Source organism: Arthrobacter sp. Leaf69, from assembly GCF_001422645.1.
Lineage (GTDB): Bacteria > Actinomycetota > Actinomycetes > Actinomycetales > Micrococcaceae > Arthrobacter.
The window spans coordinates 314,063-326,586 of sequence record NZ_LMLR01000011.1; the positions used below are offsets into that span (position 1 = coordinate 314,063).

10 protein-coding genes and 1 riboswitch are annotated in these 12,524 nt (G+C 67.5%); of the genes, 1 reads left to right on the plus strand and 9 read right to left on the minus strand.

The window, feature by feature from the left end; translation table 11 throughout:
• Positions 1-17: 17 nt before the first annotated feature.
• The 6 genes from proB to ASE96_RS10945 all read right to left on the minus strand — a co-directional run bounded on the left by proB (position 18) and on the right by ASE96_RS10945 (position 9,008).
• On the minus strand, positions 18-1,211 hold the full coding sequence (proB, locus tag ASE96_RS10920; RefSeq protein WP_082492685.1) for a glutamate 5-kinase: 1,194 nt from the start codon (positions 1,209-1,211) through the stop codon (positions 18-20).
• Positions 1,201-2,790, minus strand: a complete 1,590-nt coding sequence (gene obgE / locus ASE96_RS10925; protein ID WP_056429798.1) for a GTPase ObgE — start codon at positions 2,788-2,790, stop codon at positions 1,201-1,203. The genes proB and obgE overlap by 11 nt, the downstream gene beginning before the upstream one ends.
• 116 nt (positions 2,791-2,906) lie before the next feature.
• Positions 2,907-3,170, minus strand: a complete 264-nt coding sequence (gene rpmA, locus ASE96_RS18835; RefSeq protein WP_009372867.1) for a 50S ribosomal protein L27 — start codon at positions 3,168-3,170, stop codon at positions 2,907-2,909.
• 61 nt (positions 3,171-3,231) lie between these two features.
• Positions 3,232-3,540, minus strand: a complete 309-nt coding sequence (gene rplU, locus ASE96_RS10935; RefSeq protein WP_024368343.1) for a 50S ribosomal protein L21 — start codon at positions 3,538-3,540, stop codon at positions 3,232-3,234.
• 353 nt (positions 3,541-3,893) lie between these two features.
• Positions 3,894-5,561 (minus strand): bifunctional hydroxymethylpyrimidine kinase/phosphomethylpyrimidine kinase, encoded by a 1,668-nt coding sequence (locus tag ASE96_RS10940; protein WP_056429804.1) that lies wholly within the window; start codon positions 5,559-5,561, stop codon positions 3,894-3,896.
• Positions 5,544-5,641, minus strand: a riboswitch (TPP riboswitch). Its footprint overlaps the gene before it by 18 nt.
• Positions 5,642-5,759: 118 nt before the next feature.
• Positions 5,760-9,008, minus strand: coding sequence for an Rne/Rng family ribonuclease (locus ASE96_RS10945; RefSeq protein ID WP_056429806.1), 3,249 nt, complete (start codon positions 9,006-9,008; stop codon positions 5,760-5,762).
• 469 nt (positions 9,009-9,477) lie between these two features.
• Between ASE96_RS10945 and ASE96_RS10950 the strand changes: the two genes are divergently transcribed.
• Positions 9,478-10,149, plus strand: coding sequence for a vitamin K epoxide reductase family protein (locus ASE96_RS10950; RefSeq protein ID WP_056429809.1), 672 nt, complete (start codon positions 9,478-9,480; stop codon positions 10,147-10,149).
• A gap of 107 nt (positions 10,150-10,256) precedes the next feature.
• Here ASE96_RS10950 and ndk read toward each other — a convergent pair whose 3' ends face one another.
• Genes ndk through ASE96_RS10965 form a run of 3 tightly spaced genes read right to left on the minus strand, consistent with a single transcriptional unit; the run spans position 10,257 to position 12,522 of the window.
• Complete coding sequence (gene ndk, locus ASE96_RS10955; protein WP_056429812.1) at positions 10,257-10,676, minus strand: nucleoside-diphosphate kinase; 420 nt, start codon at positions 10,674-10,676, stop codon at positions 10,257-10,259.
• Between the two features lie 40 nt (positions 10,677-10,716).
• A complete protein-coding gene (locus ASE96_RS10960; protein ID WP_056429815.1) occupies positions 10,717-11,160 on the minus strand; it encodes a DUF4233 domain-containing protein in 444 nt (147 codons plus the stop codon).
• Between the two features lie 3 nt (positions 11,161-11,163).
• Entirely contained in the window at positions 11,164-12,522 is a 1,359-nt protein-coding gene (locus ASE96_RS10965; RefSeq protein WP_056429820.1) for a bifunctional folylpolyglutamate synthase/dihydrofolate synthase, read from the minus strand.
• Between the last annotated feature and the right edge of the window lie 2 nt (positions 12,523-12,524).

Here is a 12,524-nt window from a genome sequence, read left to right on the forward strand (position 1 = left end):
TTAGGCGAGCAGGGAGGTTAGACCAGCACCAGATCGTCAACATGAACAACAACCCGGTCATATCCGCGGCCGAGGCTGCTGCCGAGTTCCTTTGTGGAGCGGCCCAGCATCTGCGGGAGTTCCGCAGCGCCGTAATTCACCAGGCCACGGGCGATCACCGTGCCGTCCTGCGAGACCATCTCGACGGCGTCGCCGGCCTCGAAGTGTCCGTGCACGGCGGAAATACCGGCCGGCAGCAGCGAGGTGCGGCGGTCGCGCACGGCCCTGACGGCGCCGTCGTCGAGCACGAGGGTGCCTTCCACGGACGCGAGGTGCGCCAGCCAGAGGAGGCGGACGGGTTTGCGGGAGCCGTTGACGGAGAACCAGGTTCCCACGTCCTTGCCCGCCAGCGCGGCCGCGGCGTTGCCGGTGGAGGTGACCAGTGCGGGGATGCCCGAACCGGCGGCGATGGTGGCCGCCTCGACCTTGGTGACCATTCCGCCGGTGCCGGTCCCGGCTTTGCCGGTCCGCCCGATGGTCACGCCGTCGAGGTCCTGCGGACCCGCCACATGCGGGATCCGTTGTGCGCCGTGCGCGGGAGGGCCGTCGTAGAGGGAGTCGACGTCGGAGAGCAGCACGAGCGCGTCAGCGCGGACCAGGTGGGCCACGAGGGCCGCGAGCCGGTCGTTGTCGCCGAACCTGATCTCGTGGGTGGCGACGGTGTCGTTTTCGTTGACCACAGGCACGACGCCGAGGTTCAGCAGCCGGTCAAGGGCACGCAAGGCGTTGGTGTGCTGGCTGCGCCGCATGAAGTCTTCGGCGGTGAGCAGCACCTGGCTGACGGTGACCCCGTGGGCGCCGAAGGCGTGTGTGTAGCGGGCCATCAGCAGGCCTTGGCCCACACTCGCGGCGGCCTGCTGGGTGGCGAGGTCGCGCGGGCGCTTCGCGAGCCCGAGCGGGGCCAGCCCGGCGGCGATCGCACCGGAGGACACCAGGATGATCTCGGTGCCGGCGTTGCGTTTGTGTGCCAGGGCGTCGGCGAGCTCGGTCAGGGCCTCTTCCGAAATGCCGCCCCTGATGGACGTCAGTGACGAGGATCCGACCTTGACCACGATCCGGCGCGCCCCGGACAGCACGGAGCGGTCGGGCGCGGATGCGTCCGATGCGGCGGCGTCCGACGCCTGGCGCGGGGTGAGCGCCCCGGCCCGGTCAGTGACGGCTTTACTCGTCATCGGTTGCGCCCAGTCCACTCTCCTTGAGCGGCTTGGCGGCCCGGCGTCCGCTGACGGACTCGGTCCAGATGCCGGCCTTGCGCTCGGCTTCGAGTTCGGCGCGGGCGGCGGCCTTGGCCTCGCGGCGTTCGATCTGCTCGTCGCGCTTCTGTCCGCGGGTGGGGCGGTCGCCGATGTCGGCGAAGCGCACGTCGGTGCCGCGGGGCGCGGCCAGCAGTTCGGCGCCGGCCATCATGGTGGGCTCCCAGTCGAAGACGACGCCGTCGTCCTCGCCGATGACCACCATGTCGCCGGGCTTGGCGCCCTGCTTGAAGAGCTCGTTTTCGACGCCGAGCTTGGCCAGGCGGTCGGCGAGGTAGCCGATGGCTTCCTCGTTGGTGAAGTCCGTCTGCTTGACCCAGCGCACGGGCTTGTCGCCGAGGACGCGGAAGAGCGGCTCAAGGTTCTTCTCTTCGCGGCGGATCTTGAAGCCGGATTCGTTGACGGCGCGGGGCTTGAGGACCGGGGCCTGCACCTTCGGCGGGGCCGCGGCGACGGCGTCGCGGGCGGCCTGCACGATTTCGGCCATGGCAAAGCCGAGCTGGCGGAGGCCTTCGTGGCTGGTGGCCGAGATCTCGAAGACCTTGTAGCCGCGGGATTCGAGCTCGGGGCGGACGAATTCGGCCATGTCCTTGCCGTCGGGCAGGTCCACCTTGTTGAGGGCGACCAGGCGGGGGCGGTGGTTCAGCGGAACCACTTCGCCGTCGGAACCCGCGTAGCTCATGTCCACCGCGTACTTTTCCAGCTCCGCTTCGATGACCGCGAGGTCGGAGAGCGGGTCCCGGTCAGATTCGAGGGTGCCGCAGTCCAGGACGTGGACGAGCGCGGCGCAGCGCTCAACGTGGCGCAGGAAGTGGTGGCCGAGGCCCTTGCCTTCGCTGGCGCCTTCGATGAGGCCCGGGACGTCGGCGATGGTGAAGCGCACCTCGCCCGCCTGGACCACACCCAGGTTCGGGATCAGGGTGGTGAAGGGGTAGTCGGCGATCTTGGGCCGCGCGGCGGACATGGCCGCAATCAGGCTGGATTTGCCGGCGGACGGGTAGCCCACCAGGGCGATGTCGGCGATGGATTTCAGTTCCAGGACAACGTCGCTGGATTCGCCTTCGATGCCGAGCAGCGCGAAGCCGGGGGCGCGGCGCTTCTGCGAGGACAGCGAGGCGTTGCCGAGTCCGCCGATGCCGCCGGCTGCGGCAACGTATTCTGCGCCTTCGCTCACGAGGTCCGCGAGGACTTCGCCGGACTTGGACTTGACCACGGTGCCAATCGGGACCGGAAGGATCAGGGTTTCGCCGTGTTTGCCGGCCCGCCAGTCGCCCATTCCGGGGCCGCCGTTGGTGGCGTGCCGGTGAGGGGCGTGGTGGTAGTCCAGCAGAGTGGTGGTCTGGGGGTCCACGCGCAGGATGACGTCGCCGCCGTTGCCGCCGTTGCCGCCGTCGGGGCCGCCCAGCGGCTTGAACTTCTCGCGGTGGACGGAGACACAACCGTGGCCGCCGGTACCGCCGGATACGTGCAGTACTACCCGGTCTACAAAGCTAGCCACGTGGATCTCCTCAGTGCTGTTCCTCGGGGTCCGAAGACGCCCAAGATGATTGTAATGCGGTTAAAACACCGGTGGAGCGGACCTAATGGCCCGCCCCACCGATTTAAGACTTGTTGTTACTCTGCAGCTGCAGCAGCCACAATGTTCACAACGCGACGACCACGGCGGGTGCCGAACTCGACAGCGCCGGGGGTCAGAGCGAACAGGGTGTCGTCGCCGCCACGGCCTACGCCGGCGCCCGGGTGGAAGTGGGTGCCACGCTGGCGGACGATGATCTCGCCTGCGGAAACTACCTGGCCGCCGAAGCGCTTGACGCCGAGGTACTGGGCGTTCGAGTCACGACCGTTGCGAGTGGAGCTCGCGCCTTTTTTATGTGCCATTTGGAAATGCCTGCCTTAAAATTCTGGGGAATCTGCTGAAAACCTGAACAGTAACGATTAGTTACTTGATACCGGTGATCTTGACCTTGGTCAATTCCTGACGGTGACCCTGGCGCTTCTTGTAGCCGGTCTTGTTCTTGAACTTCTGGATGACGATCTTGGGACCACGAAGGTCCTCAAGGATCTCAGCCGTAACCTTTACCTTGGCCAGGTCCGAAGCTGCAGACGTAACCTTGTCACCGTCTACCAGGAGCAGTGCGGGCAACTCAAAGGTGCTGCCGGCTCCACCGGGGACGCGGTTCAGGGTAACGAAGTCTCCAACGGAAACCTTCTCTTGGCGGCCGCCTGCGCGGACAATCGCGTACACCACTGGGGAACTCACTTCTCTCGACGTTTATTACTAGATTTGCGTGCGGAACCTGGGTCCAATGTGTTTGGTCCGGCTCACGCTGTGCCTCTACGCCGGTGGATTCCCCAAGGGAACCCATGAGCTATCCCGTGGACAATCGCACCCGAAATCGAGCGGAGAGTCCTCAAGGTCATAACCCAAGTGTTGGCGTAAGCACCGAAGGTCTAGACTACGCTAATTTTGCCTTCGGCCGCAAATGAGGCTGGTTCCGGAGTGAGGTACGTGATAGGCGCCACTCTGTATGGACAGAGCCTGCCGCAACGACTTCCGGAACCGTGCCCACCTATCGTACAGGCTCCTCCCGGTCACCACGGTCAGGCGTGCAGCCGCGGCGCGTCGAAGAATTCGACCTCGTAGCGGGCGGACTGCCGGAAAGCCAGAGCCATGGCGTGCCTCTCGCCCGCCGAGGCCGACCGCGCCGCGGCGTCGGTGTACGCGATGGCCTGCCGGGTGGCGGAGGCAAAGTCCTCGTCCGCGTAGGTGGCCAGCCACACGGCGTAGGGATGTGCCTCCGGTGCTCCCGCGGCGAGGAACTGGGCGTGCAGGGACTCCCCGACCTCGGCATAGAGCCAGAAGCACGGCAGCACGGCGGCTACCAGGACCCCGTAGCTGCCGGACACCGAGGCGGCCAGCAGGTGGTCCACATACGACTTGGTGACGGGTCCGGGCGTTACCTGGGCCGGGCGGGTACTCAGCCAGGTCCGGTGCAGCTCCGATTCCACTTCGAGGCAGTTCTGCGCGGAGCGGGCCCAGAAGAGCTGCTCCGCCTCAGTGGGTGAGATCGCGGCGGCGCGCGCCAGCACACGGGAATAGCCGTTGAGGTAAAGCGCGTCCTGGCCGAGGTAGTAGGCGAAGTCCTTCTCCGGCAGGGACCCGTCGGCCAGGGCCTTGATGAACTCCAGTCCGTAAATCGCCTCAAGGTCGGGGGCGGCCACTTCGCGGAGCGCGACGGCGAACTCACCCTCGGCCGGTTCCCTCACGATGGTGCCATGGTCCTGGGTGTGCCGCTGGACGTGGTGGAAGTGATGGACCGGTCCGTTCCCGGTTCCGACGTCGAGAGCCTCCGAGGCGCGCAGCGCCTCCCGCAGCCAGGGCTTGACCTCGCGGAGCGCGGCCTCCCAGTCCCCCGGCCCTGCCTGCAAAGTCTTACTCGCTTGCCCTGCACTCCCGGGTTGGGCAGTACTTCTCGCTTGAACGGTATTTCTGGCTTGCACGGTGGCGATCGCCGAGGACAGCGAACACCCGGTGCCGTGGCTGTTGCGGGTGTGTACCCGCTCCCCCGGCACCACGATGACGTCCTGCGCCAGGAGCCCAACGGTGTTGACCAGAGCATCGGGGCACCCGTCACCAGCGTTGGCGTCGGCGCCGCTGCCGCCGTTGCCGGCGTCGAGGTGGCCGCCCTTCACCAGGACCGTCGTGCCGGTCCTGGCGGCGAGCCGCTTGCCCTGGTCCAGCGCAGCGGCCCAGTCCGCGGCGGCAGATTCTCCGAGCAGGACCGCGAGTTCGGCGAGGTTGGGTGTGATCAGGTCCGCGAACGGCAGCAGCGCCTGAAGCGCCGCCTCATCCGCCTCCTGCAGCAGCCGGTCGCCGCTCGTCGCCACCATCACGGGATCCAGGACCACGACGCCGGGGCGGGTCTTCTCCAGCCAGCTGCGGACTGCGTCAATCACGGACGCGTCCCCCAGCATCCCGATTTTGACGGCGTCGATGGTGATGTCCTGGCTGAGGGCTTCCAGCTGGGCGGTCAGGAAGGCCGCCGGCGGGACGTGGACCGCGCTGACGCCGCGGGTGTTCTGGGCGGTCAGGGCGGTGATGGCCGCCATGCCGTAGCCGCCGTGTGCGGCGATGCTCTTGAGGTCGGCCTGGATCCCCGCGCCGCCGGAGGGGTCGGAGCCGGCGATGGCCAGCACCCGCGGGATCCGGGGCGCCGCAAGAGCAGGGACAGGCGGAAGAAGCGATGAGGCGGTGGTCACGAGAGACATCCCTTCGCCGGTACTAGCCGGACAGGTTCAACGGGTCTGGATCTCAGCCGGCTCGATGCGCGGCACCCCGTGTCAGGGATCCAGCCTAGCCGCATGCCTTAACGAAGTCGCGGGCACGGCCCGAACCAGGCGTATTGCTACGCCGGCCGGACCGCACCCGCGGCCTTGCTGAAGTGTTCCGGTGCTAGAGCCCGATTCCTAGAGCTCCGAGGCCGGAACGCCGACACCGAGGATGATCGGTTCACTGGCGGCCGGTTTGGCCGCCGGCGTCGTCGCTGCCGGGACCTTCGCCTCGTGCACCGAAACGGCTGCCGCCTGCGGGGATTCCTGGCGCTGTTCCACCGAGGTCTCGTTCGCTGCACCCTGGGCGCGGCTGGCGCTCCGGTTGCGGCGGCCACGGCGGGCCCGGGACGTGCCTGCCCCGGCTTCCGCCTCGGTCTGCGAACCCGGCGCCTGGGCGGCGCGCCCCGGTCCGGTTCCGCCGGTGCGCGCCGGAGCGGCGGGCGCGGCCCGGCCTGCCGGTTCACGTGTTGCCGGTTCACGTGTTGCCGGTGCCTTCGCTTCCTCGGTTTCACCCAGGTGGGCGAAGGCCTCGGTCAGCAGGTCCAGCGTTAATGCAGGCGAACTGGCCTCGTCCGCGTGCTCCACGAAGGGCAGGGCGACCTGCTCGCCGCCGAACGTCAGCACGGCGGCGGGGCGTCCGGCTGCTTCCTCGGATGCTGCCAGGTCCACAGCTGCCTCGACAGCGGCTTCGACGGCTGCCTCGCGGGCCCCGGCGTCGGCAGCGGTGCCCGCCTCGTCGTCGTGCAGGTGGGCGGCGTGCGCCGCTGCTGCGATGTTCGCCAACGCGGCCCGGGTTGCCTCGGCCTTGGCGTGGCGCTCAGCTTCCGTGGGTTCGGCGTGTGCAACTGCCGGGGCGGACTGCACGTCCGTGCCCTGGCCCCCCCGGCCGCGGCGGCGGCTCTTGCGTTCGGTCCGCGCGGCCGGCTGCTGCTCGGTCCGCGGGATGTGGTGCTCGGCGGCCACCACGTTGGCGCGGCGGTGTTCCACCGGCTCGTCATGGGTAACGATGCCGCGGCCAGCGCAGGTTTCGCACTGTTCACCGAAGACTTCCAGCAGACCGGTGCCCATGCGCTTGCGCGTCATCTGCACGAGGCCCAGCGAGGTCACCTCAGCCACCTGGTGTTTGGTCCGGTCCCGGCCGAGGCACTCCACCATGCGGCGCAGCACCAGGTCGCGGTTGGACTCGAGCACCATGTCGATGAAGTCGATGACGATAATGCCGCCGATGTCGCGCAGGCGCAGCTGCCGGACGACTTCCTCGGCCGCTTCAAGGTTGTTCTTGGTGACGGTTTCCTCAAGGTTGCCGCCGCTGCCGGTGAACTTGCCGGTGTTGACGTCCACCACGGTCATGGCTTCGGTGCGGTCGATCACGAGGGAGCCGCCAGAGGGCAGGAAGACCTTGCGGTCCAGGGCCTTGTGGATCTGTTCGTCGATGCGCCAGGCCGCGAAGATGTCCGTGTCCTTGGTCCACTTCTCCAGCCGGCCCACGAGGTCGGGGGCCACGTAGGTGACGTAGGCCTCGATGGTGTCCCAGGCTTCCTCGCCGGAGACGATCAGCTTGGAGAAGTCCTCGTTGAAGACGTCACGGACCACCTTGATGGTCAGATCGGGTTCGCCGTAGAGCAGCTCGGGCGCGAGGATCTTCGTCGAGGTCGACTGACCCTCGATCCCTTCCCACTGGGCGCGGAGGCGGTTGATGTCATGCGTGAGTTCTTCCTCGGACGCGCCCTCGGCGGCGGTGCGGACAATGACGCCCGCATCTTCCGGCAGGCGGTCCTTGAGGATCCGCTTGAGGCGGTTGCGTTCGACGTCGGGCAACTTGCGGGAGATGCCGGTCATGGAACCGCCGGGAACATACACGAGGTAGCGGCCGGGCAGGGAGATCTGGCTGGTGAGCCGGGCGCCCTTGTGGCCCACCGGATCCTTGGTGACCTGGACCAGTACGGAGTCGCCGGACTTCAGCGCGTTTTCAATCCGGCGCTGCTTGCCCTCGAGGTTCACGGATTCCCAGTTGACTTCACCGGCGTAGAGCACGGCGTTGCGGCCGCGTCCGATGTCGACGAAGGCGGCTTCCATCGACGGCAGCACGTTCTGGACCTTGCCCAGGTACACGTTGCCGATCAGGGAATCCTGCTGGGTCTTCGACACGAAGTGCTCGGCCAGGACGCCGTCCTCGAGGACGCCGATCTGGATTCTGTCGTCGCGCTGGCGGACGATCATCTGGCGGTCCACGGATTCGCGCCGGGCCAGGAACTCGGCCTCGGTGATGACGGTGCGGCGGCGGCCGGTATCGCGGGACTCGCGGCGGCGCTGCTTCTTCGCCTCCAGCCGGGTGGAACCCTTGAGGGACGTGACGCGGTTGTTGACCGGGGCCTCGGCGGCCGCACGGGGCGCGCGGACCCGGGTCACGGTGTTGGGCGGATCGTTGTCTTCCCCGCCGGTCAGTTCGAGGTCCTGGTCGCCGCGGCGGCGACGGCGACGGCGGCGCGAGGTCACGCCGTCTTCGAGCGTCCCCTCGGAGCCTTCTTCTGCCTCTTCTGCTTCGTCTTTGTCGCCTTCAGCCGAATCGGAATCGGCACCGGACTCGCTGTCGGACCCACGGCTGCTGCGTCCGCGGCGTCCGCGGCTGCGCCGGCGACGGCGGCTTCCGGCGTCCTCGCCGTCGCCCTCCTCGGTCTCTTCTTCCTCAGCCTCTGCGACGGCGGCGGCCGGCGCCGGGCGCACGACGGCGTTCAGGTCCGGCGCCTGGAAGATCATCGAGGTGACCGCTCCCGGCTCCAGGAACAGCGAGGCGGCGGCGGAGGGCGCTTCGGCAGGTGTGTCTGTGGCTTCTGTTGCTACAGAGGCAGCGGCTGCTGCTTCCGGAGTCTGCGCGGCGGCTTCCGCTGCCAGGGTCGCGTCCGGGGTTTCGACAGCCGGAGCCTCAGCGACAGCGACTTCAGGGACAACCGTCTCCGCTACAGGGGTCTCCGCTACAGGGGCGGCGGCCTTGGCGCGGCTCGCGCGGCGGCGGACCGGCTTCTCAACGGGCGCTTCGGCGGCGGCTACTGCCGGCGCCTCAGCGGCCGGCGCCTCGGCCGCGGTGTCCTCAGCGAAGGCCGGCAGGGGTTCGGCCGGCTCGGCGACCTTGCGGGCCCGGGTGCGGCGCGCAGGCGCCTTGGCTTTGGCCTCGGGAGCGGGAGCCTCTGCGGCGACAGCTGCATCCGGCGCGGGCACTGCAGCGTCCGGCGCGGCCTCCGCTGCGGCTTCCTTCTTCGGCAGGGCCTTGCGGCGGGTCCGGACCGGCCGCTTCGGCGGTGTGGCTACAGCAGCCTCTGCCGTTTCTACTGCTTCTTCGGCAACGAGAGAATCTCCGTTACCCGTGACAACCTGGTCATTATCCATATATGGCGATGCTCCTGCCCCTGACGTGCCGCCACATCCGGCACCCGTTGGGGCAAATATTTGTCAGCACCCGCAGGCATTGACAGAAGTCAATTGGATACCCTCAGGTTCGCACCGGCAGTGGGGTGCGGCAGCCCTGGAGGGCCGGCGGAATTGTTCTGAAACCCGTTGATCTACACGCCACAACCAGGTGCCGTCCAATGGCATTGCGGGACAGCCTGGATCAGAGGATCCGTAGCTCCCTGCTCATCATTGGCGGTCTTGGGAACAAAGTCGCCGGACCGGGACCCGGATGTGGATCGGGTTCCAGCCACGATCATTGTCTCACAGGAGCCGTCAAAGCAGGCGTAACCAAGGCATCCGGACCGCACTGTGGAAACGAATCCCCGGGGAAGGCATGGGCCTTCCCCGGCTTCGTCCAGTCACCGGCGATAGAATCGGACCAGTTGCACCGACCCGAAGGACTTTCATGCCCAGCATCTCCAGCGCCACCGGCGAGGCAGCCGCGCAGCAGCAAGACACCAGCCCGTCCGCTGCGGAACGGCCGTTGCCTCCGATGACCCGCGACCGGCCGTTCGCGTGGCTCCTGCTTATCACCGGCGTCGTCGGCTGGCTCGCCTCCGGAATTCTGGTGCTGGAGAAGCTTGAGGTCCTCAAGGATCCCGGCCACGTCACGGTCTGCGATGTAAATCCCTGGATCTCCTGCGGCCAGGTCATGCAGACACCGCAGAGTTCGGTGTTCGGATTCCCCAACATGTTCATCGGCATCGTGGCGTTCGCCGTCATCATCACCACTGCGATGGGGATGCTTGCGGGTGCCAGGTTCGCCCGCTGGTACTGGCTGGGACTGCAGGCCGGGGTGACACTGGGCTTCGCGTTTGTGGTGTGGCTCTGGTCCCAGGCGCTGTACTCCATCCACATCCTGTGCCCGTTCTGCATGGTGGTCTGGGCCGCGATGATTCCGCTGTTCGTCTGGGTCACGGTCCGCAATGTGAGCCACGGTGTGATCCGGCTGCCCGCGGGCCCTACGAGGGTCCTGGGCGACTCCGGCTGGATCATCACGGCGCTGCTCTATGTCGCCGTCATCGCCACCATCTTCTTCGCCTTCATCCAGGTTTTCATCGGGACGTCCGGCTACTGAGGAGATGGACCCCGGTTAACCGCCGCGAGGTGACAGTTAAGGCCCATGTTCACGTTGAACATGGGCCTTAACTGTCACCTCGGTGACTCTCACACGGCGGGAACCGTTTAGTTCTGGAACCAGATCTTGATCTCGCGTTCCGCGGAATCCACGGAGTCCGAGCCGTGGACCAGGTTCTGCTGCACCTTCAGGCCCCAGTCGCGGCCGAAGTCACCGCGGATGGTGCCGGGCGCCGCCGTCGTCGGGTCCGTGGTGCCGGCGAGGGAGCGGAAGCCCTCGATGACGCGGTGGCCCTCGAAGATCGCGGCGACAACGGGGCCGCTGAGCATGAACTCGACCAACGGCTCGTAGAACGGCTTGCCCACGTGCTCCTCGTAGTGCTGCTCCAGCAGTTCGCGGCTCGCGTCGACCTTCTTGAGCTCGGCCAGGGTGTAGCCCTTGGCTTCGATGCGGGCGATGATGCTGCCGGTCAGGTTGCGGGTGACGCCGTCGGGCTTGATCAGGACGAGGGTGCGCTCAATGCTCACAGCTGCTCCAATGTGTTTGGGGTGGGATTCGGAAATAAGTCTAGTTGCTCTGGTCTTCGGGGTGCGCGGCGTCCCAGGCGGCCTGCTCGCGTTCCCGCTGCGAGGCCTCCCGGTCGATCCGGATGCCGGTGCGGATCCCGTACCACCAGGCCACGGCGAAGAGGCCGCCCACCAGGAACATCGCCGGTTCCAGGAGGCCGGTCAGGATCAACACGATCTGCAGGATCCAGCCCAAAGCCACGCCCCACGGTTTGGAGAGCACCGCACACGTGAAGACGTAGACGAGCGCCAGTCCGATCCCGACCGAGAAGATCAGGACCGGCGGGAACTCGTCCCGCCGCAGCCCGAAGACGGTGAGGGTGCCAAAGACCACCACAAAGGCCTCCAGCAGCAGCACCGTCGAGGCGAACATGACCTTGGTGGAACGGCGCTTCTTGGGCATGCCCGGACGCCATTCGCGCTGGGCCTTGGTGAGTTTCGCCATGGCTTACGCATCCGCCTTTCCGAGCAGGATCCGGGCGTCCGCGACGAGCGTGATGGAGCCCGTGACGAGGACGCCGCCGGCGAGGTCGTCGTTGGATTCGGCGCGTTCCACCGCCCATTCGAGGGCGTCGTCGAGCTTCTCGGCCACGTGGATGTTGTCCTCGCCGAAGCCCAGCTCGACGGCGAGTTCCGCGAGGTCTTCGGCCGGCACGGCGCGCGGCGAGTTGGACTGGGTGAAGCAGTACTCGGCGGCCAGGTCGCCCAGGGATTCCTTGAGCTGGCGGAGGATCTCCTCGGCGTCCTTCTCCCGCAGGACACCGACCACAACCACGAGTTTGGTGAAGCTGAACGCCTCGTGGATGGCCTCGGCGGACACTCGGATGCCTTCGGGGTTGTGCGCGGCGTCCACGATGATGGTCGGCGCCGTGCGCACCACCTCGAGCCGGCCGGGCGAGGTGACGGAGGCGAAGGCCTCCTGGACCACCTCGGCGTCGAGCGCCTTTTCGGCGCCGAAGAAGGCCTCCAGCGCGGCGATCGCGACGGCGGCGTTCTCGGCCTGGTGGGCGCCGTGCAGCGGCACCAGGAGGTCCTCGTAGCGGCCGGCGATGCCCTGGATGGTGACCATCTGCCCGCCGACGGCGACGGTGCGGGACTCGACGCCGAACTCGACGCCCTCGAAGCGGAACGGCACGTTCGTTTCCTTGGCCTTTTCCAGCAGCACCTGGGCCGCGTCACGGGGCTGCGCGGCACTGACCAGGAAGCCGCCGGGCTTGATGATGCCGGCCTTTTCGTGCGCGATGTCCTCGGTGGTGTCACCGAGGAGGTCCGTGTGGTCCAGCGAGATCGGCGTGACCACAAAGACCTGGCCGTCGCCGACGTTGGTCGCGTCGGTGATGCCGCCCAGGCCCACTTCGATGACGGCGACGTTGACCGGCTGGTCCGCGAAGACCGCGAAGCCCAGGATGGTGAGGCACTCGAAGTAGGTCAAGCGGGGCTGGCCCTGGGCCTCGAGTTCGCTGTCCACGATCGCCAGGTACGGGCGGATTTCGTCCCAGATCCGGACGAAAGTCTCGTCCGGTACCGGTTCGCCGTCGATGCTGATCCGTTCGGTGACTTTGGACAGGTGCGGGCTGGTGTACCGGCCCGTGCTCAGCCCGTGGGCCCGCAGCCCGGCCTCGATCATCCGTGCGGTGGAGGTTTTGCCGTTGGTGCCGGTGACGTGGATGATCGGGAACGCCTTGTTCGGCTCCCCCAGGATGTCCATGGCCCGGTGCAGCGGGGCCAGCCGGGGCTCCATCTTGTTTTCCGGCGCCCGGCCCAGCAGCTCGGCGTAGACGCTTTCTACGGAGAATTCATCGGTCATGG

What these genes read in the sequence shown, in the direction of transcription:
- ASE96_RS10940 (WP_056429804.1), bottom strand. Translation starts at nt 5,561, where the DNA reads ATGTCTCTCGTGACCACCGCCTCATCGCTTCTTCCGCCTGTCCCTGCT.
- rpmA (WP_009372867.1), bottom strand. Translation starts at nt 3,170, where the DNA reads ATGGCACATAAAAAAGGCGCGAGCTCCACTCGCAACGGTCGTGACTCG.
- ASE96_RS10965 (WP_056429820.1), bottom strand. Translation starts at nt 12,522, where the DNA reads ATGACCGATGAATTCTCCGTAGAAAGCGTCTACGCCGAGCTGCTGGGC.
- proB (WP_082492685.1), bottom strand. Translation starts at nt 1,211, where the DNA reads ATGACGAGTAAAGCCGTCACTGACCGGGCCGGGGCGCTCACCCCGCGC.
- ASE96_RS10945 (WP_056429806.1), bottom strand. Translation starts at nt 9,008, where the DNA reads ATGGATAATGACCAGGTTGTCACGGGTAACGGAGATTCTCTCGTTGCC.
- ASE96_RS10950 (WP_056429809.1), top strand. Translation starts at nt 9,478, where the DNA reads ATGCCCAGCATCTCCAGCGCCACCGGCGAGGCAGCCGCGCAGCAGCAA.
- ASE96_RS10960 (WP_056429815.1), bottom strand. Translation starts at nt 11,160, where the DNA reads ATGGCGAAACTCACCAAGGCCCAGCGCGAATGGCGTCCGGGCATGCCC.